This is a genomic window from Streptomyces sp. NPDC058221, assembly GCF_042882365.1.
GTDB lineage: Bacteria > Actinomycetota > Actinomycetes > Streptomycetales > Streptomycetaceae > Streptomyces.
Genome location: NZ_JBHVWF010000034.1, coordinates 1 through 23,120 on the forward strand (window position 1 = coordinate 1; position 23,120 = coordinate 23,120).

20 protein-coding genes are annotated in these 23,120 nt (G+C 67.5%); 6 read left to right on the forward strand and 14 right to left on the reverse strand.

Features of this window, described 5'->3' with window-relative positions:
- Positions 1–126: 126 nt before the first annotated feature.
- The gene (locus ACFVW8_RS13955) at positions 127–804 is read right to left on the reverse strand and encodes a potassium channel family protein (RefSeq protein ID WP_389689490.1); all 678 of its coding nucleotides are present in this window, start codon (positions 802–804) and stop codon (positions 127–129) included.
- Positions 804–1,472 carry a potassium channel family protein gene (locus ACFVW8_RS13960; protein WP_389689492.1) on the reverse strand — a complete coding sequence of 223 codons (669 nt, stop codon included), beginning with the start codon at positions 1,470–1,472 and terminating at the stop codon, positions 804–806. The genes ACFVW8_RS13955 and ACFVW8_RS13960 overlap by 1 nt, the downstream gene beginning before the upstream one ends.
- A 352-nt stretch (positions 1,473–1,824) precedes the next feature.
- Between ACFVW8_RS13960 and ACFVW8_RS13965 the strand changes: the two genes are divergently transcribed.
- Together ACFVW8_RS13965 and ACFVW8_RS13970 are read left to right on the forward strand one after the other, a co-directional pair.
- A complete protein-coding gene (locus ACFVW8_RS13965) occupies positions 1,825–3,882 on the forward strand; it encodes an APC family permease (protein WP_389689494.1) in 2,058 nt (685 codons plus the stop codon).
- Between the two features lie 124 nt (positions 3,883–4,006).
- Positions 4,007–5,446 carry a class I SAM-dependent RNA methyltransferase gene (locus ACFVW8_RS13970; RefSeq protein ID WP_389689496.1) on the forward strand — a complete coding sequence of 480 codons (1,440 nt, stop codon included), beginning with the start codon at positions 4,007–4,009 and terminating at the stop codon, positions 5,444–5,446.
- Between the two features lie 214 nt (positions 5,447–5,660).
- Here ACFVW8_RS13970 and ACFVW8_RS13975 read toward each other — a convergent pair whose 3' ends face one another.
- A complete protein-coding gene (locus tag ACFVW8_RS13975) occupies positions 5,661–6,458 on the reverse strand; it encodes a hypothetical protein (protein ID WP_389689498.1) in 798 nt (265 codons plus the stop codon).
- Positions 6,459–6,609: 151 nt separating this feature from the next.
- Positions 6,610–7,158: a TetR/AcrR family transcriptional regulator gene (locus ACFVW8_RS13980; protein WP_389689500.1), complete on the reverse strand. Its 549-nt coding sequence runs from the start codon at positions 7,156–7,158 to the stop codon at positions 6,610–6,612.
- A gap of 150 nt (positions 7,159–7,308) precedes the next feature.
- Between ACFVW8_RS13980 and ACFVW8_RS13985 the strand changes: the two genes are divergently transcribed.
- The 3 genes from ACFVW8_RS13985 to ACFVW8_RS13995 are packed head-to-tail and all read left to right on the forward strand — an operon-like array spanning position 7,309 to position 9,914.
- Entirely contained in the window at positions 7,309–8,271 is a 963-nt protein-coding gene (locus tag ACFVW8_RS13985) for an alpha/beta hydrolase fold domain-containing protein (RefSeq protein WP_389689502.1), read from the forward strand.
- Entirely contained in the window at positions 8,272–9,126 is an 855-nt protein-coding gene (locus tag ACFVW8_RS13990) for an SDR family NAD(P)-dependent oxidoreductase (protein WP_389689504.1), read from the forward strand.
- On the forward strand, positions 9,123–9,914 hold the full coding sequence (locus ACFVW8_RS13995; protein ID WP_389689506.1) for an SGNH/GDSL hydrolase family protein: 792 nt from the start codon (positions 9,123–9,125) through the stop codon (positions 9,912–9,914). The genes ACFVW8_RS13990 and ACFVW8_RS13995 overlap by 4 nt, the downstream gene beginning before the upstream one ends.
- Positions 9,915–10,183: 269 nt before the next feature.
- Here ACFVW8_RS13995 and ACFVW8_RS14000 read toward each other — a convergent pair whose 3' ends face one another.
- The 6 genes from ACFVW8_RS14000 to ACFVW8_RS14025 form a co-directional block, all read right to left on the reverse strand.
- On the reverse strand, positions 10,184–10,768 hold the full coding sequence (locus ACFVW8_RS14000) for a TetR/AcrR family transcriptional regulator (RefSeq protein WP_389689508.1): 585 nt from the start codon (positions 10,766–10,768) through the stop codon (positions 10,184–10,186).
- Between the two features lie 24 nt (positions 10,769–10,792).
- Positions 10,793–11,698, reverse strand: a complete 906-nt coding sequence (locus ACFVW8_RS14005; RefSeq protein WP_389689509.1) for an SDR family NAD(P)-dependent oxidoreductase — start codon at positions 11,696–11,698, stop codon at positions 10,793–10,795.
- Positions 11,699–11,977: 279 nt separating this feature from the next.
- A complete protein-coding gene (locus ACFVW8_RS14010; protein ID WP_389689511.1) occupies positions 11,978–12,178 on the reverse strand; it encodes a ferredoxin in 201 nt (66 codons plus the stop codon).
- 76 nt (positions 12,179–12,254) lie between these two features.
- A complete protein-coding gene (locus tag ACFVW8_RS14015; RefSeq protein WP_389689513.1) occupies positions 12,255–13,472 on the reverse strand; it encodes a cytochrome P450 in 1,218 nt (405 codons plus the stop codon).
- A 132-nt stretch (positions 13,473–13,604) separates the two neighbouring features.
- Positions 13,605–14,834, reverse strand: a complete 1,230-nt coding sequence (locus ACFVW8_RS14020; RefSeq protein ID WP_389689515.1) for an NAD(P)/FAD-dependent oxidoreductase — start codon at positions 14,832–14,834, stop codon at positions 13,605–13,607.
- Between the two features lie 127 nt (positions 14,835–14,961).
- Positions 14,962–16,458 (reverse strand): MFS transporter, encoded by a 1,497-nt coding sequence (locus tag ACFVW8_RS14025; protein WP_389689517.1) that lies wholly within the window; start codon positions 16,456–16,458, stop codon positions 14,962–14,964.
- A gap of 122 nt (positions 16,459–16,580) precedes the next feature.
- Here ACFVW8_RS14025 and ACFVW8_RS14030 point away from each other — a divergent pair, with 122 nt between their 5' ends.
- On the forward strand, positions 16,581–17,039 hold the full coding sequence (locus tag ACFVW8_RS14030; RefSeq protein WP_389689587.1) for a MarR family winged helix-turn-helix transcriptional regulator: 459 nt from the start codon (positions 16,581–16,583) through the stop codon (positions 17,037–17,039).
- Positions 17,040–17,848: 809 nt separating this feature from the next.
- On the opposite strand, the gene ACFVW8_RS14035 is transcribed toward ACFVW8_RS14030, so the two are convergent.
- The 4 genes from ACFVW8_RS14035 to ACFVW8_RS14050 form a co-directional block, all read right to left on the reverse strand.
- Complete coding sequence (locus ACFVW8_RS14035) at positions 17,849–19,333, reverse strand: glycoside hydrolase family 32 protein (protein WP_389689519.1); 1,485 nt, start codon at positions 19,331–19,333, stop codon at positions 17,849–17,851.
- 93 nt (positions 19,334–19,426) lie between these two features.
- Positions 19,427–21,037 carry a hypothetical protein gene (locus ACFVW8_RS14040; protein WP_389689521.1) on the reverse strand — a complete coding sequence of 537 codons (1,611 nt, stop codon included), beginning with the start codon at positions 21,035–21,037 and terminating at the stop codon, positions 19,427–19,429.
- A gap of 14 nt (positions 21,038–21,051) precedes the next feature.
- Entirely contained in the window at positions 21,052–22,005 is a 954-nt protein-coding gene (locus ACFVW8_RS14045) for a carbohydrate ABC transporter permease (RefSeq protein WP_389689523.1), read from the reverse strand.
- Positions 22,002–22,988 carry an ABC transporter permease subunit gene (locus ACFVW8_RS14050; protein WP_389689525.1) on the reverse strand — a complete coding sequence of 329 codons (987 nt, stop codon included), beginning with the start codon at positions 22,986–22,988 and terminating at the stop codon, positions 22,002–22,004. Before ACFVW8_RS14050 ends, ACFVW8_RS14045 begins: the two co-directional genes overlap by 4 nt.
- Between the last annotated feature and the right edge of the window lie 132 nt (positions 22,989–23,120).

A 23,120-nucleotide genomic window follows, 5' to 3' on the forward strand; every position in this document is an offset into this window, starting at 1 on the left:
CCGCCCGGGGCGCGCGGCGCCGCCCCCGCCCCCCGCCGCGCATGTTTCAGCGCCCCCCGGCGCCGCCCCCACCCGATGGGGGGCGCGGCCCGGGGGGGGCGCCCCCGGGGCCCCTCCGCGTCGTTCTCAGCTCTCCGAGTCCCCCTGGCGCACGGACAGCAGGTCCTCCAGTTGCTCCTCGCGCGCCTGGGCCGCCACGAACAGCAGCTCGTCACCGGCCTCCAGGGTCTCCTCCGTGCTCGGCGTCAGAACCCGCTGACCGCGGATGATCGTGACCAGCGAGGTGTCCTCGGGCCACGCCACCTCGCCGACCTGGGTGCCGGCCAGCGCCGACTCCGGCGGCAGCGTCAGCTCGACCAGGTTGGCGTCGCCGTGGCTGAAGCGCAGCAGCCGGACCAGATCGCCGACACTCACCGCCTCCTCGACCAGGGCCGACATCAGGCGCGGCGTGGAGACCGCCACATCGACGCCCCAGGACTCGTTGAACAGCCACTCGTTCTTCGGGTTGTTCACCCGGGCGACGACCCTCGGCACCCCGTACTCCGTCTTGGCGAGCAGCGAGACGACCAGGTTCACCTTGTCGTCGCCGGTCGCGGCGATCACGACGTTGCACCGCTGCAGCGCCGCCTCGTCCAGCGAGGTGATCTCGCAGGCGTCCGCCAGCAGCCACTCGGCCATCGGCACCCGCTCCACCGAGATGGCGGTCGGCGCCTTGTCGACGAGCAGCACCTCGTGGCCGTTCTCCAGGAGCTCGGCCGCGATGGAACGCCCCACCGCACCGGCCCCGGCAATCGCGACACGCATCAGTGACCGCCCTCCTCAGGGCCCTCGGCGAAGGCCGCCTCGACCTTCACGATCTCGTCCGTACGCATCATCACGTGGACCAGGTCGCCCTCCTGCAGCACCGTCTGCGACGACGGCAGTATGGCTTCGCCCAACCGGGTGAGGAACGCCACGCGGACGCCCGTCTCCTCCTGCAGAGTGCTGATCTTGTGGCCGATCCAGGACGGTGTGGTGTGCACTTCGGCGAGCTGTACACCGCCGCTCGGATCCCGCCACAGCGGCTCGGCGCCCGAGGGCAGCAGCCGGCGCAGCATCTGGTCAGCGGTCCAGCGCACGGTGGCGACCGTGGGGATGCCCAGGCGCTGATAGACCTCGGCACGCCGGGGGTCGTAGATCCGCGCCGCGACGTTCTCGATGCCGAACATCTCGCGCGCCACCCGGGCGGCGATGATGTTCGAGTTGTCGCCGCTGCTCACCGCGGCGAACGCACCGGCCTCCTCGATCCCCGCCTCGCGGAGGGTGTCCTGATCGAAACCGACGCCGCTGACGCGACGGCCGCCGAATCCGGAGCCGAGGCGCCGGAATGCGGTGGGGTCCTGGTCGATGACGGCGACCGTGTGCCCCTGCTGCTCCAGGGTCTGCGCGAGAGCGGCTCCCACTCGCCCGCAGCCCATGATGACGATGTGCACCTTGCGCCTACCTCGCAGTCCTGGTCGTCCGGCTGACCTGCGAAAACACCCTGCTCACACTCTTTTCTCGGCTGGCCGGGCAAACAATGGGGCAACGGTTTGTCCCGTTGCCCAGGATGAGCTTATGCGGCGCCGGGTGCGTTGCCTCATTCGAGTGTGCGTATCGAGCGGCCACCCTGGCAAAGGGGCCGCGGCAAGGGGACTCCGCGAAGTGTTCGGACGCGTTCCACCGGGCCCCGGCGCAAGGATCGCGTTAAGGATTTCGTGGCCTTTTCGCGCGAGTGCAGGAGATTGGGGAGCCACGGGGGTGGTGCGTGGGCGGGCCTCATACGAAACCCTTACGATCCTCAGCGTGTCCAAACTGACCGACGTGCCCAAACGGATCCTGATCGGACGGGCCCTGCGCAGCGACAAGCTGGGGGAGACACTCCTCCCCAAACGCATCGCTCTGCCCGTCTTCGCATCCGACCCGCTGTCCTCGGTGGCGTACGCACCCGGAGAAGTCCTCCTCGTGCTGTCCATCGCGGGCGTGTCGGCCTACCACTTCAGCCCGTGGATCGCGGTCGCCGTCGTGGTCCTGATGTTCACCGTCGTCGCCTCGTACCGGCAGAACGTGCACGCGTACCCGAGCGGCGGCGGCGACTACGAGGTCGCGACCACCAACCTCGGGCCGAAGGCCGGACTGACCGTGGCCAGCGCCCTGCTGGTCGACTACGTCCTGACCGTCGCCGTGTCGATCGCCTCCGGAGTGGAGAACCTCGGCTCCGCGATCCCGTTCGTCGTCGAGCACAAGACGGCCTGCGCCGTCGCGGCCATCGTCCTGCTGACGGTGATGAACCTGCGCGGTGTGAAGGAGTCCGGGAAGCTCTTCGCCATCCCCACGTACCTCTTCGTGGCCGGCGTCTTCGTCATGATCATCTGGGGTGCCTTCCGCGGACTGGTCCTCGGTGACACCATGCACGCCCCGACCTCCGGCTACACGATCAAGGCCGAACACCAGGGGCTGGCCGGCTTCGCCCTGGTCTTCCTGCTGCTGCGGGCGTTCTCCTCCGGCTGCGCCGCCCTCACCGGAGTCGAGGCGATCAGCAACGGTGTCCCCGCCTTCCGCAAGCCGAAGAGCAAGAACGCCGCCACCACCCTGGCGGCGATGGGCCTGCTGGCCGTCACCATGTTCTGCGGGATCATCGCACTGGCCATGGCCACCGATGTGAAGATGGCCGAGAACCCGGCGTCCGACCTGATCAACCACGGCTCCCCGGTCGGTTCGGCCTTCGTCCAGGACCCGGTGATCTCCCAGGTCGCGGCCGCCGTCTTCGGCGACGGAACGTTCTTCTTCGTCATCCTCGCCGCGGCCACCGCGCTCGTCCTCTTCCTGGCCGCGAACACCGCCTACAACGGCTTCCCGCTGCTCGGCTCGATCCTGGCCCAGGACAGCTACCTGCCCCGCCAGCTGCACACCCGCGGCGACCGGCTCGCCTTCTCCAACGGCATCGTGCTGCTGGCCGGGGCGGCGATCCTGCTGGTCGTCATCTACGGGGCGGACTCGACCCGGCTGATCCAGCTCTACATCGTCGGCGTGTTCGTCTCCTTCACCCTCAGCCAGACCGGCATGGTCCGGCACTGGAACCGGCACCTGCGCGCCGAGAAGGACCCGGTCAAGCGCCGCCACATGATCCGCTCCCGCGCGATCAACACCTTCGGCGCCTTCTTCACCGGCCTGGTGCTCGTCGTGGTCCTCGCCACCAAGTTCACCCACGGCGCCTGGGTCGCCCTGCTCGGCATGGTGATCTTCTACGGCACGATGACCGCGATCCGTAAGCACTACGACCGGGTCGCCGCGGAGATCGCAGCCGACGACGCCCCGTCGGACGAGAACATCCGGCCCTCCCGGGTCCACTCGATCGTCCTGGTCTCCAAGCTCCACCGCCCCACCCTGCGCGCGCTCGCGTACGCGAAGCTGATCCGCACGGACCACCTGGAGGCGCTCTCCATCAGCGTCGACCCGGCGGAGACGAAGGCGCTCCGGGAGGACTGGGAGCGGCGCGGCATCAACGTGCCGCTGAAGATCCTCGACTCGCCGTACCGCGAAGTGACCCGTCCGGTCATCGAGTACGTCAAGGGCCTGCGCCGGGAGAGCCCGCGCGATGTCGTGAGCGTCTACATCCCGGAGTACGTCGTCGGCCACTGGTACGAGCACCTGCTGCACAACCAGAGCGCCCTGCGGCTCAAGGGCCGGCTGCTCTTCACCCCCGGTGTGATGGTCACCTCCGTCCCGTACCAGCTGGAGTCCTCCGAGGCGGCCAAGAAGCGGGCCCGCAGGCGCGCGGACTGGAGCGCCCCCGGCTCGGTGCGCCGGGGCCCGGTGGAGCGCAGGTCCAAGGAGCACACGCACCACACGCACAAGGGCTGACGCGGGTCAGCTGTACGTACGCCCGCCGTTCCTGGTAAGCAGCCGGACGACACCCACGTAGACTCGTAGGTTGTTGTCCGGCCGCTTGCCGTTCCCCCTTCCTGATCTCTGGAGCCTCCCCCTCATGCAGAACGAATCCACTTCGCCGCAGACCGGGGAAACGCAGACCGGGGAAACGCAGGTCGAGGGCGCGGAAACGCAGGTAGAGGAAACGCAGGCCGTCGAGACGCAGACCGGGGAGACGCAGGCCGCCGAGTCGCTCGTGGGGCAGGAGTACGAGGTCGAGGTCGGCCCCGTCGCCCACGGCGGCCACTGCATCGCCCGTACGGCCGAGGGCCAGGTCCTGTTCGTACGTCACACGCTCCCCGGCGAGAAGGTCATCGCCAAGGTCACCGACGGTGCGGCCGACTCCCGCTTCCTGCGCGCCGACGCGGTACGGATCATCGAGGCGTCCAAGGACCGGGTGAAGGCCCCGTGCCCGTTCGCCGGCCCCGGCAAGTGCGGCGGCTGCGACTGGCAGCACGCCAAGCCCGGCGCCCAGCGACGGCTCAAGGGCGAAGTGATCGCCGAACAGCTCCAGCACCTCGCGGGCCTCACCCCGGAGGAGGCCGGCTGGGACGGCACCGTCATGCCGGCCGAGGGCGACAAGCTCCCGCCGGGCGAGGTGCCGGCCTGGCGCACCCGGGTCCAGTACGCCATCGACGAGGACGGCCGGGTCGGACTGCGCAAGCACCGCTCGCACGACATCGAGATCATCGACCAGTGCCTGATCGCCGCCCCCGGCGTCTCCGAGCTCGGCATCGAGAAGCAGGACTGGCCCCAGATGGCCACGGTGGAGGCCATCGCCGCCACCGGTTCCAACGACCGCCAGGTCATCCTCACCCCCCGCCACGGCGGCCGGCTCCCGCTGGTCGAGCTGGACAAGCCTGTCTCGGTCCTCCGCGTGGACGAGCACGACGGCGGAGTGCACCGCGTCCACGGCCGCGGCTTCGTCCGCGAACGCGCAGACGACCGCACCTACCGCGTGGGCTCCGGCGGCTTCTGGCAGGTCCACCCGCAGGCGGCGGACACCCTGGTCCGCGCAGTCATGCAGGGCCTGCTGCCCCGCAAGAACGACATGGCGCTCGACCTCTACTGCGGTGTCGGCCTGTTCGCCGGCGCCATCGGCCAGCGCATCGGCGAGAAGGGCGCGGTGCTCGGCATCGAGTCCGGCAAGCGCGCCGTCGAGGACGCCCGCCATAACCTCAAGGACCTGGAGCGGGTCCGCATCGAGCACGGCAAGGTCGACCAGATCCTGCCCCGCACCGGCATCACCGAGTGCGACCTGATCGTCCTGGACCCGCCGCGCGCAGGAGCGGGCAAGCAGGTCGTCAAGCGCCTGTCGGCCCTAGGGGCGCGCAAGATCGCGTACGTGGCCTGCGACCCGGCGGCGCTGGCGCGGGACCTGGCGTACTTCGCTGAGGGCGGCTACAAGGTGCGGACGCTGCGGGCGTTCGATCTGTTTCCGATGACGCACCATGTGGAGTGCGTCGCGATCCTTGAGCCTGTCGCAAAGGGCGTCTGACCTGCGGTTTCGCCGAATGTGCATTATGTGCGCTGTGGGTGTTACGGGCGATATCTTGACGCATATTCGACGCACGTTGGGCCCTTCTGACGCACGTTCTGATGAGGTGCCAGGTGCTCGTTTCTGCAGGTGACGGTGTGTCGAGTACGGCTTGAGGGGCTCCCTCTCTACCGCCTCTTGGCGAACCCGTGCTCGGTATCGCTGGATTTAAGGCTCAGTAGGAACGGGGTCCGTAGGGGCTCCAGTGGCCGAGGAAAGGCTTGAGGTCGTCGCCGCTGGGCTTGGGCGGGGAGGGCAGCTTCGGCGCTGCGGCGGACTCGGTGAGGTGCTGGAGCCGGGCGTCCGTGAAGGCGAGCCACGCCTCGATCTCTGTCCTTTCCTGACCGGGTGGCAGCGATGTGGCGTGGTCGCGTACTGCTGTGACGTATTCGGTCAGGCGCTTGGTCTGGTGCCAGGCGTCTGTTTGTTCTTCGAGGTGCTTGACGCGATAGGCGTAGGCGTATGCGGTGCGCGCTTCCTCCATGGCGGTTTCCCAGCGCCTCTGCTGGGCTTCCCTGGCTTGCTGGTCTGCAAGGCGTTTGTGTTCTGCGGCTTTGCCATGGAGGTCGACTTCTTGTGCGATTTCGGCGAGTTGGTCTTCCAGCGGCCGGTCGGGGACATCGGCCCATTCGTTCGCACGGTGCGGGCTGCCGCCGCGGAGGATGAAGCGCAGGCGGTTTGAGGGGGTGTAGTCGAAGCGGGCGATGCGCATCCATGAGTGCTTCTTGGCGTCGGCGAGTTCCTTGTCGGTGGGGATGTGTTCGCTGCGGTCCTGTTCCTGAAGGACGAGGAATCCGACGCTTTCGCCTTGGGCGGTGATGGTGAAGTGCGGTGGTGCGCTGCGGCGGCGGTGGGGTGGGGGAGCGCCTTGCGTGGCTCCGAGTGCTGCCTTATGGCCTTGTGATTCGGTGGCGATGATGAGGGCCTGGATGATGCGCAGGGCTCGGCCTTGGATGGATTTGGTGAGCCCCATGGGCTGTGGTCGTTGTTGGAGGGTGGCCACGAGGGAGTGGGGTTTGGTGAGTCTGGCCGGAACAGGGAGCGGGGTGAGTTCGGCGAGGCGCCAGGCGGGGATGTCGACGAGTTTGATTTCGTAGCCGCGGTGGGCGCCTCTGTTAAGACTTCTAACTGCCACTGCGGCGCGCTGCTTCGCTCGAGATGCCAAGCTTCAGCACCCCGATGACCGCAGGAATGCGGGCAACGTCTTCGTGGCCAGCGCCCACGAACACGATGATCCCCATCAGCAGGTCGATGGTCGCGTCGATGTCCGCGTCCTGCGAGATCTGTCCGTCGCAGACGGCTTCGGCGAAGCGGGAGCGCATCTCGGTGGCGGCGGGGCGGCGGAAGGTCTGCGTGAGTTCGGCGGCGAGGGCCGGTTCTGTTGCGCTGATCGCCGTGGACGCACGCAGCACCTCCCCGTAGGGGCCACGCATGGCTGTGGAAACCTCGCCGAGCCAGGCACGCAGGTCGGCCCAGATGTCGGCCGTGTGCTGCACCGGCTTGTGCGGAACGTTGAGGAAACCAGCGAGTATCGCGTCGGCGACCAGAGCGGACTTCGTCGGCCACCACCGGTAAAGAGTCCGCTTGGCCACGCCGCTGCCGGCGACGACGCTCTCCATCGTCAGCGCGTCGTACCCGCGATCGGTGAACTGCGAGGCGGCGACCGTGAGCACCCGCTCGCGGATCGCTGGATCCCGCGGACGACCGCGCCTTGGTGGGGAAGGGACTTCTGGTGCTGTCACGAGGCCGAGGCTAGCACCGCACTTGCAATTAGGAGACGATGCGTATCCAATATAGGTGGAACCTCTTCCCAGGAGATGAACATGAGCGATCCGATCGTTCCCCTGCCTGCCCCCAGCTTTCTGAGCGATGCCGCACGTGCCGGGCTGGAGGTGCCCATCGTCCGAACGCCGAGTCCGGCACTCGACGACGCCGCAGGGTGGGAGGCGATGGTGGAGCAGACCGACGCGATGATCGCTCAGATGCTCGGCGGGATGACGTTGCCGATGACCTCCGAACTGCGGCAGGTCAACGGGGTCCCCACCTATGTCGTCACCCCGGAGGGGGCTCCGACTGCCGAGGACTCACCCGTCTACCTCAGCATCCACGGCGGGGGCCTGATCACGGGAGGAGGCGACCTCACCCGAGTCATGACCGGGATCAGCGCTCTGAGCGCGCCCGTCGTGCACTGGGCACCGGATTACCGGATGCCCCCTGCCCATCCCTACCCTGCCGCGCTCGACGATGTCGTCGCCGTCTACAAGACGCTCCTTGAGGTGCGCGCCCCGTCGCGGATCGTCGTCGGCGGTGGTTCCGCCGGTGGCAATCTTGCCGCGGCGCTGCTCCTGCGTGCCAAGGCGGAAGGCTTGCCCATGCCGGCCGCCCTGATCCTGCTGACCCCGGAGGTCGATCTCACGGAGTCCGGCGACAGCTTCGCCACCCTCGCCGACGTCAGCGTCGGGCTGCAGAGCCTGCGCGAGACCAACCTGCTCTACGCCGGCGGCCACGACCTTGCCGACCCCTACCTGTCTCCGCTGTTCGGTGACGTCACCGGTTTTCCATCCACGCTGCTGGTCTCCGGCACGCGCGACCTGTTCCTTTCCAACACGGTCCGGATGCACCGCAGGCTCCGCGAGGCCGGCGTCGACGCGGACCTGCACATCTTCGATGCCCGCCCGCATGCCGGCTACGGCAACGCTCCCGAGGAAGCCCTCGTGTCCGCCGAGATCGGCGCGTTCGTGAGCAAGCATGTCGGGGCCCCTACGAACAGTTCTCAGGAGATCTGAATGACCCGGACCGCTTTGATCACAGGAGGCGCCGGCGGCATGGGGTTCGCCACCGCCCGGATCCTCGGCCGTGACCACCGCATCGTGCTCGCTGACCTCGATCAGGACCGCATCGACAAAGCGGTCAGCGAGCTTGCCGCGCTCGACATCGACGCCGCCGGGTTCGCGTGCGACATCACCGACCGATCCTCCGTCGACCGGCTCTTCGACGCCGCCGCCGACGGCGGACACCACGTGCGCGCGGTCGTGCATGCCGCCGGTATCAGCCCCCAGATGGGTACACCCGGGCGGATCGCACGCATCAACGGCATCGGTACGGTCAACATCGCACAGGCATTCCTCGGCCGAGCGGCAGAGGGCGACGCCCTGGTCAATGTCGCCTCCACCGCCGGGCACGGTGTGCCGAAGCTCCTGATTCCCTTCCGCGCTTTCTCCCGCGCCGAGACGGATCCCGGCGCTTTCGAGCGAGCGATTGTCGCGCGCTCGAAGGTCGCGGGCAAGAAGCTCCGCTCCGGTCTCGCCTACGGGCTCAGCAAGGCATTCGTCATCTGGTACACGCGTTTCCTCGCTGCTGACTTCGGCAGGCGCGGAGCTCGCGTCGTCTCTGTCTCCCCGGGCAGCTTCGACACCGCGATGGGCCAGCTCGAGAAGGACCACGGCGCATCGGACCTGCTGAAGTCCGCGGCCATCAAGCGGTTCGGCGAGCCGGCAGAGATCGCATCGATCCTCGCTTTCGCCGCGAGCACCGAACCCGGATACCTCACCGGCACCGACATCCTCGTCGACGGCGGCTCCCGTGCCGGGCAGGAGTTCAGAAAGCGCAGGAAGCCCGATCCTGCGAGCATCGAGCGATGACTCAATACCTGCGCGTCGTTGCCCTGGGCAGTTCCTTTGCAGCGGGGCCGGGCATCGAACCGGTCGAGAACTCCTCCGCGATGCGGTCGAAGCGCAACTACGCACACCTGGTCGCGGAGCGGCTCGGCGCGGACCTCATCGATCTGACGGTCTCCGGGGCGACGACCTCCACGATTCTGGACACACCCCAGATCGCCATGGAGGAAGTGGAGTTCGCGCCGCAGATCGAGGGGGTCCCTGCGGACGCTGACCTCGTCACGCTGACTGCCGGCGGCAACGACCTCCAGTTCGCCGGATCGATGCTCTACGAGGCATGGCTGCACAAGGATCCCAACAACCCGCTGGTCACGATGATGGCGCCGCAATTTCCCCGAGGTATCCCTGCGCCGACCACAGAGGCGATCGAGGAAATGGCGCAGGGGCTGATTCGCATCGTGCAGACGGTTCGTTCTCGCGCTGCCGGTGCTCGCGTGATCCTCGTCGACTACCTGACGGTCCTGGGCCGTGCCACCGGCCCCGACAACGACGTGCCGTTCTCGGCAGCGCAGAAGGCCGCGTTCCGCAGAATCCAGGACGGCATCGCGCAGGCTTACGGAATTGCGGCGGACCGCACCGGGGCCGATGTCCTGCGGGCTTCTGAGCTGAGCGCAGACCATGCGCTCGGATCGCCCGAACCATGGGTCTTCGGGTACCAGCCAACCCTTGAGTCAACGGCGCACTCCTTCCATCCCAATGAGAAGGGCATGGCCGCCGTTGCCGGCGCGCTGGTCGAGCTGCTGGACGGCTGAGAGGTATCAGAAGCAGTCATCCTCGCCGACGCGCATCTTCGAGGCCACCTCGGTCCGCTGGTCTTCGAGGTCTATGACAATGAGCGATGCCCCGCCCAGGTTGCTGCGGAAGCACTCATCACTAGACGGCCCACCGAGAGCCGCTCCGTTTACCCGACGACGACGTGCCCCTCCCGGCGATGATCTCGCTGCCCGGGCCCATCAGCGCAGGGCTCGTCCGGTGGCGAGATCAGTCCTCTTTCCTGGGGCATCTCGCCACCGCCGCTACGTCACTCGGACCTGATGCGGAAGATGATCCGCATCAGGTCCCCGGTGAACGCAGAAGTGATCTCCTGCCGTGCGAGCACTCGGAACACGAGGGCACCTATGATCATCTCCGCCAGTGTCGATGCCGGCGTCCCCGAAGGGAGCTGACCCGCGCTGATGCCAGACCGCAGACGCGCGACCAGCGCTCCTTCGGTGGCATCGGTGACCTCGGCATAGCGGGCGGCGATGACCTCATCCTCCGCGGCTGCCGCGGTGCCGGCGCGCATCAACTCAGCGGCGAGCGGCGCCCGACTCTCTGCAGCGAACGCGTCGAGCCAGGACGCCACGTCCTGGCGGACGTCTCCCGAATCGACGACCGGGATCGAGAGCGGAATAACGCGCCCACGCAGGATGCATTCTGCGACGAGTGCGTTCTTGGAGGCGTACCAGCGGTAGATCGTCTGCTTCCCCACGCCCGCCGCGGCCGCGATCCGGTCGAAAGACAAGCGGTCATAGCCCCGTTCAGCGAGCTCATCACGAGTCGCCTCCAGGATCGCTTCCCGGGCCTCCTCGCTCCGCTTTCTCCCGGGCTTCCCGCCTGTCGACATCGTGAGGTTCCTCTTCGTGCTGGATCAGACTTCGGACATCAGCCGGTTCGGGACGGCCGTGTCGAGCTCGTCCAGGGTCCAGAGGCTACGCAGGTCATCGTCCTTCATGATGACAGGCCCGTCCGCCGCCTCCGTCCACCGCGTGACCTCAGACCCCTTCATCCCGAACACCTGCCCGCTCACTTCAGCCGCTGCGTCGGTGCACAGCCACGTAAGCATCGGCGCGATGCGGTCGGCAGGCGGCAGGTAGAAGGCCCCGAACTCGTCCTCGGGTACGCCCTGCGCGCGCAGGGCCTCATCCATCTCGTCCTTGTAGAGGTCGAAGGTGCGTGTGCCTGCTGCGGGTGCGTAGCAGTTGAACGTCAGATCGCTCTCGCGGTACTGGTGCGCCAGGTCGTGGCACATGCCGATGCCACCGCTCATCGCCAAGGCGCCGAGCGGGTTGGCCTGCGTGCCCCGGGCGATCTCCGAGGTGGCGAAAAGCATCCGCCCCCATCCGCGTTCCACCATGCCCGGTACCGCGGCCCGAGCGAGCCAGAACTTCTGCCCGAGGTAGAGATTCAGAAGCTTCTGCCAGGACTCGTCGTCGGCCTGGAGCCCAGCCATCGCGCCGGCCACGAGTGCACCGGCGTTCGCTACGACGATGTCACAGGCGCCGAAGCTCTCCTCGGCAGTGCGAACTGCACTGGCACAGCCTTCCGGTTCGGCGACCGAGTCGTAGTTGGCGACCGCGGTGCCCCCCGCCGCGAGAATCTCCGCGACGGTCGCGTCCGCGGCCTCGGAGCTTCGCCCCTCGCCGCCGACACTCGTACCAAGGTCATTCACGACGACGTTCGCCCCCTCGGCCGCCAGACGGAGGGCGAGCTCCTTGCCGATACCGTTCCCGCTCCCCGTCACCAGCGCCGCACGGCCCTTCAGGCGATCACTCATCAGTCTTCCTTTCGCTCCGGGGCCGAGCCATGGCCGACTCGACCCACGCAAAAGTCGAGCTCAGCTCGGCCAGCTCAGCATAACTCAATGCGAGACAAAAAGTCTCGAAATAGGTTCTGGGAGGCTCGCCGCAGCGGGATTCGTCCGCCGCCCCGGCCGCGCCTCAGCACAAACCGACCGGGACCGCAGCCTCCCGGAGCCGGAGGTCGGGTAGACGCGCGCGGGACGGCCAGCCCCCTGGCGGATCGGATGACGGCCGTGAAATCGAGGCTGGGTGGGTCAGGCGTCGTCAACGACGTTGATGGCGGCTGCGGGGCAGACCGCGGCAGCTTCACGAGTCGCGGTCCGCTGATCCTGCGGCGGCGTGCCGTCCAGCAGGACGACGATGCCGTCGTCGTCGCGTTGGTCGAACACCTCTGGGGCAATCAGGACGCACTGGCCGGCGCCGCAGCACTTGTCTTCATCGACGGTGACGTTCATACGGACTCTCCCTTCATCGGGACGGTGGGGGGTTGTGTGGGCCGCTGGGCGGCTGTGCTCGGGGGCTGGGGTGGGATCACCAGCGAACGGGGACAGTGCGCAGTCCGCCGACCAACAGCCCTTCCACTCGTTGCAGTTCCTCTACGGGGATCGCCAGTTCGAGGGTGGGCAGCTTGCGCAGCAGGACTTCCAACACCACCTGGAGTTCGGTGCGGGCCAATGCCTGGCCGAGGCACGAGTGAGGTCCGGCACCGAAGATGAGGTGAGGGTTGGGGCTGCGGTCCAGATCCATCTCCTCGGCGTTGTCGAAGACGTCTTCGTCGCGGTTGGCGGCAGGCATGCTGCAGATCACGGTGGTGCCGCCGGGTACCGTCTGGCCGCCGATCTCGGTGTCTTCGCTGATGTAGCGGCGCAGGCCGAATCCGAGGTTGGTGTCGAAGCGGAGTGCCTCTTCGACGGCGGTGCGCACGAGAGAGGGATCGGCGAGGAGCTGCTCCCACCGGCTGCGGTCGGCCAGGAGCACGCCGACCATCTTGCCGATCATGTTGGCGGTGGTCTCGTGCCCTGCGATCAGGAGGCCCAAGGCGGTTGCCAGTAGCTCCGAGTCGGAGAGTCCCTGGCCATTCGCGGAGTCCCGGATGAGCGTGCTGATCAGGTCGTCGGTCGGGTTCTCGCGCTTGGTCTCGATGTGACCGGACATGTACTGGACGAACTCGATCTGGGCCCGATCCGTCTCCTCCTTGGTGAAGCGAGTGAGGCTCAGCAGCGCGTCGGACCAGTGGGAGAAGCGGTCACGGTCCTGTGCGGGCACGCCGAGCATGTCGCAGATGACGTAGACGGGCAGGAGGAAGCCGACGTGCGCCTTGAGGTCGGCGGGCGCACCGAGGGCGACCATGTCGTCGACGAGCCGTTCGGCCGTCGCCGTCATGCCGGGGCGAAGAGCCGTCATGCGCTTGGCGGTGAACCACTTGCTGACCTGGCGACGCCACTGCTGGTGCGGCTCGCCCTTCGCGGGAAGGGAGAGCGCGTCGGTGCTGCTGGAGGCGACGGCTCCGCCCCCACCATCGGGTGCGAGGCGGGCCGCGCCGTCCTGCGCGGTCGGGCGGGCGAAGCGCGCGTCGGAAAGCAGTGTCTTGATGTCTTCGTGGCGCGTGAGCAGAGTTGCCTCGTCGCCGCTGGGCAGTTGGACCGAGGCCACCGGGCACTGGCTGCGCAGCCGCTGCCAATCAGCGGGGGCGTCCAGGGCACCCGTCTGGGGCAGCGGGTAGTGCACGGTCTCTTGGCTCTGACTCATAAGTAATCTCCCTCGGAAATGTGGGGCTTTCGTCCGGCAGGTACCTCTGTGAGGCGGTACTGGTCCGGGGTCGTGGGCAGTTCTCCCTTCGCTCGGGGACCGGGCCTTGTCACCCGGTCTGGCTTGTGGGGTTCACACGGAGCGGGCAGAGTCAGCGCCGGGCGGACCCGTGAGGTGTTGCTGGCGCAGCAGGCGGGCCTGCTTGGGCATGTTCCAGCCGAGGACGGCAGTGGCCCGGCCGCCTTGGCTGTACAGCGCGGCGAACCGGCGCTCCTCGACGTCTCCTTCGACGACCGTCACGTCATCGAGCGGGGAAGGCAGCCCGTGGACCTGGATCTCCGCCGCGTACTGGTCGGTCCAGAAGTAGGGGACCGGCGTGTAGGGGCGGGTTGCTCCCAGGATGTTCGCGGCAACCGTCTGAGCCTGCTCGGTGGCGTTGGTGCGGTTCTCCAGGCGCAGCCGCCGGCCGAGCCGCACGTCGTACCACGACGCGACGTCTCCCACGGCCCAGGTTCCGGGGGCAGCGCCGCAGTGTGCATCGCATTCGATGCCGTCGCCGAGCGTTAGGCCGCTACCTGTGAGCCAGCCGGTCGCCGGGCGCGCGCCGACGGCGATCACGACCACGCTTGCAGGAAGGACCTCACCGGAGGACAGCCGGACCCCGGTGACCCGGCCGTCCCCGCCGGTGACCCGGCCGTCCCCGCCGGTGAGGCGATCGACCGCGACGCCGAGACGCATGCGCACACCCTGTTCTGTGTGCAGCTGGGTGAGGAGGCCGCCGACCATGTCGCCGACCTGGTCCCCCAGCAGTGTCGTGGCCGGTGCGACGATGGTGACGTCCAGTCCCAGGGTGCGCGCGCTGGCCGCAACCTCCGTGCCGAGCACGCCGGCGCCGACGACCACCAGCCGTTCGGCTCCGAGCAGATCACGACGCAGCCGCAGCGCGTCGTCCATGGACCGCAGGACGTGCGCTCCGGCCAGAGTGTCCTGGCCGGGCAGGGTCCTCGGGTGCAGACCGGTGGCGATCACCACGTGATAGGCGCGCAGCTGACGACCTGTGCGCGTCGTGACGGTCCGGGCCGCCGAGTCGAAGGAGGCGGCGGCATCGCCCGCGACGAACTCGGCGTCCAAGGCGGCGAGCTGCTCATCGGTGCGCAGATGCGCCCGAGAGGGCTCCCAGTCTCCCTTCAGGACCTGCTTCGACAGCGGCGGCCGGTCGTAGGGCGGGTGCTGTTCCGCGTCCAGTAGCGTCAGAGCGCCCTGGTATTCGTTGCGTCGCAGGGCTTCTGCCGTCGCGAGGCCGGCGGCGGAAGCGCCGACGATCAGCACGCTCCCGGCCGTCGCATGGTCTTTCTCCGGCATACCTGTTCGCCCTTCTCCTCGGGTTCTTCGTTCGTCGTGTGCGGGGTCCTATGGGCCGGCACGTGGTCGCAGGGTCGTCGGCCGAGGCCGGACGAGTGCTACCCCGCGGACACACCGGCGTGGGTGGTCACCCCCGAGGGGCATACGGCGTCGAGGTTGAGAGCTGGCCAGCTTCCGGCGCGGAGGCCGCGTCGGACGTGCCGGGCTGCGGGGCGTCGGGGGCGGGGAGGGGTGCTGTGGCGCGGGGGATGGCCAGGGTGAGGAGTGCTGCGGCGAGGGCAGCGGCCCCGCCGACGACGGCGGCGACCCGGAAGCCGTTCTCCGTCGGGATCGTGAAGCCCCCGATGTCATTGCTCATCTGGGCCAGGAGGACACCGATGACCGCGCTGGATACGGAGAGTCCGATGGAACGCATCAGTGCGTTGAAGCCGTTGGCCGAGGCGGTCTTGGAAGCGGGGACCGACGCCATGATGATCGCGGGCATCGCTCCGTAGGCGAAGGCCACCCCGATACTGACGACGCAGCTGAAGACGACGATCCCGGCGACAGATCCCATGAGGGGCAGGGCGAGGCCGTAGCCGATCGCCATGATCAGAGATCCGGTCAGCAGCGACGTGCGGGGGCCGAACCGGGCGGACAGCTTCGCGCCGAGCGGGGAGAACGCCATCATCACCAGTCCGGTGGGAACCATCCACAGGCCGGCGGCGAGCATCGACTGGCCCAGACCGTAGCCGAGTTCCTTCGGCAGCTGGAGCAGTTGGGGGGCCACGAGGCTCTGGGCGAACATGGCGAAGCCGATCACGATCGAGGCCAGGTTCGTCAGCAGCACCCGTCGCCGGGCGGTGGCTCGCAGATCGACCAGCGGATCAGTGGTCCGCAGCTCGAACCAGCCCCAGGCCAGAAGGACGATCACGGCGGCGGCGAAGAGACCCAGGGTGGTGGCGCTCGTCCAGCCCCACTCGGCGCCCTTGGAGACGGCGAGCAACAGCGATACGAGACCGACCGTGAGACCGATCGTGCCGGGTATGTCGAAGCGGCCCCGCGCGCCCCCTGCGGGCACGCCCGGGACGAAGCGCATCACCGCGAACCCGACGAGCAGGCTGATGGCGGCCGAGCCCCAGAACAGTGCGTGCCAGTCGGCGTTCTGAGCGACGCCGGCCGCAAGGGGCAGACCGAAGGCACCGCCGATGCCCAGAGACGAGCTCATGAGAGCCACCGACGATCCCATGCGCTCCGGTGGCACGACATCACGCATGGTGCTGATCCCGAGCGGGATGATTCCCATGCCGATGCCCTGGATCGCACGCCCGATGACCATGGGGACCAGCGAGTCCGAGACAGCGCTCGCGAGCGAGCCCACGACGAGCAGGCCGACACAGATCAGCAGCATCCGCCGCTTGCCGTAGAGGTCACCGAGGCGTCCGAACACCGGAGTGGCGACCGCGCCGGTGAGCAGAGGTGCGGTGACGACCCACGACGCGTTCGCGGTGGAAGTGTCCAGCAGCTCCGGGAGCTGTGCGACGAGGGGGATGACCACCGTCCCCATGAGAGAGGCCACGATGCCGGCCGCAGACAGCGAGGCGACGATCCCTCCCGTGCGAGCCGGGGAGGCAGAAGCATTCATACGTTGCACCGTACAGAAGAAGAGCATCATGCACAAAAGTTGCATGATGCTCTCCAGGAGCATCATGCACACTTGTGGCATAGGGTGAGGATGTGTATATGACAGAGTCGGAGGTGCCCCAGATGGATTCCCAGCAGGCGGGGGAGCGGATCGAGCGGGAGCTCCTGATCCTTACGCGACACCAGGAAATGGCCTCACCCCGCCGCCTGCACGGCAGTGAGGCCCTGGAGCGCAGCGCCTACGTGCTCCTCAGCCGGATCGAGGTGCAGGGCCCCATGTCGGTTGCCGACCTCGTTGATGCCTTCGGGCTGGCTGCCTCGACCTTCAACCGGCAGACAGCCGCCCTTCTCAAGGACGGACTCGTCGAACGGACCCTCGACCCCAACGGCGGGGTGGCCAGGAAGTTCCGCATCACCCAAAAGGGCATCGACGCACTCAGGGCCGACCGCGAGAAGGTGGTCGACGGACTCGCCGAAGTGGTCACCGACTGGGCCCCCGAGCGCCTGGATCGCTTCATCGAGGACCTTCAGCAGTTCAACAAGGACATCGAACGGGTTACAGGGCGCCCCTGGCCGCGCTGATGGTGCTCCGTGCTGGCGGTGGCGGTGGCGGGACGCGGGGCCTCGATCGCGCGCGGGGCCGCCTCGTCATCCGCTGTCTGGATGGGATGACTTGACCACAAGGTTGGCCGCCGTACCGGTGATGGAGTGTCAACGTTGGGGGTCGTCCGCTGTGGGTGCAGTCGGGCGGGAGGTGCCGGAGGGTTCCGGATCGGCGGGTGGCCGGTCTTTCAAGGCAGAGTCGGGCGGCGTTTGCCAGTTCCCGGTGCCCGCGTGTCATCGGTCCGGAAGCCTCGGAGGTTCGTGACGGAGCCCAAACCGACACCGGAATCGGTGCGCGCGAAGCCGATCGATCCGCCGGAGCTCGGGTATCGGATCATTTTCGGATCATCGACAACATCAGTAGCGGCGTGCGTCAGATTCGCGCACGTAACGCCCGCAGCGCCCACAACGCACACGGGCAATTTGTCCGGATTCTCGCGCGCATGGCGCTGACCCGCGATGACATCCACGTGCTTTTGTTCCACATGTTTCGCGATGGCCCATCATGTCGAGTGCGTGGCGATCCTTGAGCCGGTCAAGAAGGACGACTGACCTGCGGTTTCGCCGAGTGTGCATGATGTGCGCTGTGGACGTTACGGGCGATATCCTGACGCATCTTCAACGTACGTGACGCACGTTCGACGCCTGTCCTGAATGGGGCGTCAGGGGCCCGCTCGCATAGTTGACGAGACGTCAGCTACCGCCGGACGGAGCTTCGGCGTTGTCGTCTTCGGGTCAGTGGAAGGCGCGCGCTGCCTCCCGAACCTCCCGAGAAACGCCGCTGCCCTTCATCGGCAGAGCCAGACCCCATGCCCGGACTCCCGCGTGGCACCGTCCGGCCAGATCGACGTCAGCTGGTGCAGGGACAGTGACCTCAGCATCAGCGTTCCGTCGCAGGTGAGTTGAAGGCCATCGCCGCAGGCACCGCTGCCGAAGTCGACGTTGAGCGCTTCGTAGAAGGCGCCGTCGGCGCCGAAGATGTCGAGCTGCCCCCGATCGGCCAGGAGCCGGATGGAGACGCTGCCGTCATCTGCAGCGGGCAGGTCATAGCCGTCCAGACGGCCGGTGTCCATGTCGTAGGCGATGTCGCGCACGGCCCCGCCGTCGTGATCTGTCCGCAGCCGGAGTGCGAACCGGCGGGCAGACGATGAGCGGACGTCGATGACGATCTCCAGCTCGAAAAGGGTGGCAGCCTGATCGGCCAGGAGCCGGCGCGCGGCGTCCGGGGACAGCAGTCGGGGACCGAAGGCAGTGCTCGACCGCCGCAGGAGGTGGAGCTCGTCGATGGGTGTGCTCCATACCTGCGGGCCGGCGGGCGTCGCGACGAGGCGCTGCTGCACGGGGAAGCTGGCGTTGCCGGTCCAAATGGTGCCGTGGTTGCCACCCTGCCAACCGATGGTGACGAGCCGTCCGTCGGGCATGTTCTGAAATGACTGTGCCGCGTAGTAATCGCCGCCGGGGCCGCCGGTGTTCCTGGTGATGGTGCGTGGTTCCTGCCAGGTGGTGCGGAACTCCCGGCCGTCGAAGTCTCCGACGACGTACGAGCCACGCGCGTCCCTGAGGACGTATCGGATCGTGCCGGGGGCGTCGCTCGGTTCCATGGGCGTGAGGTCCGGGCATTCGAAGAGCCAGTCGGCGGCGAAGCGACTGGTCCGTTCCCACACACGTAGGTCGGTGGAGACGAAGAAGTCGACACCGTTGCCGTGGTCATCGGACCAGACCACCATCACCCACCGGCCGGTGGTCTCGTGCCGGAACACCTTCGGGTCGCGGCTTTCGGTTCCGTTGGGGAGGGCCACGATCCGGCCGTCGTCGTAGGGGGTGAAGGTGTAGCCGCCGTCCAGGCTGTAGAACATGCGCACGCCCTGGGTGCCGGAGAAGACGACGATGGGGTCGTGCGCTCCGTCCTTGAGCCCTGAGGTGTTGTCGATGTCGACCACGCCACCGCCGGTGAACAGCTCCCCGGGGTGGATCATGGGGGAGAGCGCGATCGGCTGCTGCTGCCAGTGGATCAGGTCAGGACTGGTGGCGTGTCCCCAGTGCATGGTGTCCCAGGCCAGACCGTGAGGGTTGTGCTGGTAGTACAGGTGGTAGGTACCGCGGTAGTGGATCAGCCCGGTGGGGTCGTTCATCCAGCCGCTGCGCGTGCTGAAGTGGAACTGGCCGCGATTGTCCTCTTGGTAGTCGGTGTCCGGGTACGGGAACGAGGCGTGATCGGTGCCGTGCTCGGGTGTGGGCTCAGGGTGCGGGCGCGCGGCCCGTGTTGTTTTCACGAGGTTGTGGTGCCTTCCTGCAGCGATGGTGGCAACGGGCGGAGCCGGCTGCGGCGACCGGGTGCGGGGCGGTCGCGGCGCACGCGCGGAGGCTCACTGCTCGCGCGTCTCGTGAGCCTCCTCGAACTCGCGTCGGATTGCGTCGCCGCCGCGGGCACGCCAGGTCTTCATGGTCTCGTCCCAGCTGGATACAGGCGCGCGGCCGCGGTAGATGTCCTTCGCCGCGTTGTCGAGGAGGGAAGCGAGAATCGCGTTCTTGGCCGCGTTCGTCGGCGAGTAGAGACCGTAGCCGGCATTGAGGATCATGGACTCGGCGGAGTGTCTGAGGTTCTCGTGCACGGCGTCGGCCGCATCGGGAAAGCCCGCGTAGTAGATGGGGGGCGCTGCGTCGGTGAAGTACCCGAAGGGGAAGTAGGTCAGCACGGTCTCGCTGTTTCCCGCCTTCGTCGAGATCGGATCTCCGTCCCGGAATTCGAAGTCATGCCCCTCGATGCCGTATTTCCGAAAGGTGTACTCCTTCGTACCGAACGGTGCGGCCGCCCAGTTGAGGACGTCCAGAATCATCCGGGTACGCTCCGGTGACGCTGCGGAGATCGCCGTGATGGAGTTGTTCGGAGCGAACCACACCCGCCCTGGCTTGCCGTCGGGACCGGGGATCACCGGCATCGCGATCTCGAAGTCATCGGTCGTTGCCTGCTGGTAGAAGCTGGGCAGCCCGCTGAAGGTGTCCTGGATCATGGCCGTGGCCCCTTGCGGGAACCACACCTTCCCGTTGAACGCGCTGATGGCGTCGGGGTGGAGCATTCCCTCGGTGCTCATGCGCCGGCCGGCCTCCAACTGCTCCTTGCGCTCCTCCATTTCGCTTTCGTGCGTGAACCTGCCGTTCTCCTCCTTCCAGACGTTCGGCATGTCGAGCATGGTGGACAGCACCGTGTTGGGAACCTGCGAGAACGCCCACAGGTTGTGGCGCTCGTCCGTCATCTTGCGGCCGATTTCCAGGAGTTCGTCGATCGAGGAGAAGTTCGGATCGACGCCTCGCTTGCGGAAGAGGTCCGCTCTCGCGAGCATCGTGTTCGCGGCGAGGACGCCTCGTGGGACCGGCACCGCATAGATCTTTCCGGCGAAGACGCAGCCGCGCCAGGATTCCGTCGGGATGTTCGCCAGGAACGGGTATTTCAGAATCTCGGAGCCGGACAGGTACGGCGTCAGGTCCTGTGCCTTCGCCTGCAGGAGCTGCGGCAGGTAGGGCGGGGTGCCGAAGATGTTCCAGACGTCGCCGAGCGAGTCTCCGGCGATGGAGGTCTGCAGCTTGTCGGGGAAGTCGGGGCCGGGAGTCATACTCAGCTCGAGATTGAGGTTGAGCTCCCGGTTGAGCGCGCGCCAGTAGGCGTTCCGGTCGAGGCCCGGCGGTACGGGTCCGGAAATGGGCACCGTGCCGGACAGCGTGGACCCGTCCCCGGGACGGCGGGGGATCCCCCGCTTCGTGTCCTTCGGGTAGTGGCGGAAGGCCGCGGGTATGCGGCCCACTGCGGGCAGGTCCGGCTCGGGACCCTTCCAGCGCAGGTACTCGGGCAGCCGCACGCTCTTGTTCATCGCCCGCACATCGGTGGAGCGGGTCACCGTCGAGCACCCCGTCAGGCCCGCCACGCCGGCTGAGCCGAGGAGTATCCCGCCCGCGCCGCCCAGGAAGGAACGACGGTTCATCGGCATTCTCATGTTCATCCCTTCACGGCCCCGGTGAGCATTCCCTTGGCGAAGTGGCGCTGCAGGAACGGATAAGCGATCAGAATCGGTACGATCGAGATGACCAGGATCGCCATCTGGATCGATGCCTGCGGTGGCAACTGGTCGGTGCTGGTGCCCAGGTCGGCGCCGCCCAGCTCGGCGTTCTTCACCACGTAGGTGCGCAGCACGAGCTGGAGCGGCCACTTGGCGGTGTCGGTGATGTAGAGCAGCGCGTTGAAGAACGCGTTCCAGTAGCCGACGGCATAGAAGAGCCCGATGACCGCGAGCACCGCCCTGGACAGCGGCAGCACGACCCGCCAGAAGATGGCGAACTCGCCTGCACCGTCGATGCGGGCGCTGTCGATCAGCTCCTGCGGGATGCCCATGAAGAAGGCCCGGAGTACGACGATGTTGAAGCCGTTGATCGCCGTGGGGATGATCAGCGCCCAGTAGGTGTCGAGGAGCCCGAACTCCTTGACGACCAGGTAATTGGGGATGAGCCCGGGCGCGATGAGCAGCGTCACGAGGACCAGCATCAGGATCGGCTTCTGGCCGAAGGATCCCGGGCGGCTGAGCGAGTAGGCGAGCATGGTCGATCCGACGAGGCTGACGAGGGTGCCCACGGCGGTGACGCCGATGCTCACCCAGATCGCCTGTGTGACGACGCCTCCGGCGAAGAGCGTCGTGTATGCCGTCAGGTCGATCCCTTCGGGCCAGAGGACGAAGCCGCCGGCGTCCGTGACCTGGTCCGGGGTGGCGATGCTCGTGGAGAGGATCCCGAAGAACGGGATGATGACCAGGGCGCAGATCACCGTCAGGGCGATCCCCTTCAGCACCCGCACCGGCATCGCCGGGGCATCCAGGTTCCGGGGGCGGCGCCGGGGCGCCGGCTTCTGCTGCTTCGGTCGTCCCGGGGTACGGGCGGAGCGTTCGGACGTTTCGATCATCGCTTCTGATACACCCCTGCCTCACCGAATATGTGGGCGACTCGGTTGGCGCCGTAGACAAGCACGACCCCGACGAGCCCCTTGACCAGGCCGACCGCGGCCGACACTCCCCATTGGCCCCCGATGACACCGTTGTTGTAGACGTACGTGTCCAGCACCTCGCTCGCGTCCCGACCGAAAGCGGCCTGCTGGAGGATGATCTGCTCGAAGCCGACGGAGAGTGAGTCGCCGAGTCTGAGGATGAGCAGCAGGACGATGATCCCGCGCATTCCGGGCAGCGTGACATGCCACATCTGCCGCATCTTCGAGGCGCCGTCGACCTTTGCCGCCTCGTAGAGTGCCGGGGATATCTGGGCCAGCACGGCGAGGAAGAGGATCGTCGCCCAGCCGGTGTCCTTCCAGATCACCTGGCTGGTGATGACGGCGATGAACGCGTCCGGATTCCCGAGGATGTTGACCGTGCCGTGCCCGCCCGCACGCAGCGCGTTGTTGATGAGACCGGTGCCGCCGAGCATCTGCTGGAAGACCGCGACGACGATCACCCAGGAGAGGAAGTGCGGCAGGTAGAGGATCGACTGCACGATCTTCTTGAGCCGCTCGGACAGCAGGCTGTTCAGCAGCAGCGCCAGCAGGATCGGCGCGGGGAAGACGAATATCACCTGGATGAAGGTGATTTGGAGCGTGTTCTTCACCGCGTTCAGGAACTCGGAGTTGCCGTCGAAGATGACCGAGAAGTTGTCGAAGCCTACCCACGGGCTGCGTCCGAGCGGCACGAACGGCAGGTACTCCTGGAACGCGATGAGGTTCCCGAGCAGTGGCAGGTAGAAGAACGCCAGCAGCAGACCCAACCCGGGCACGGCCATGAGGAGCAGGACCTTGTCCCGGCGTGCGCGTTGCGTCCAACTCAGCTTGTGGACCGGGGGAGGGGCCGATATGCGCCGTCGGGGGACGGCGGTTTCGGGCGCGTCGGTGTGGTCACGCATAGGGCCTCCCTTGTCCTTCAACGCGGCTCGATCGGAACGTACAGCGCTGTATGTTGGCTGTCCAGAGTCATGGCAAGCGTTTTCTATACGTGCCAGGTCGGCCCTGGCCAGGCACGTGATAGCGTCCAGCGC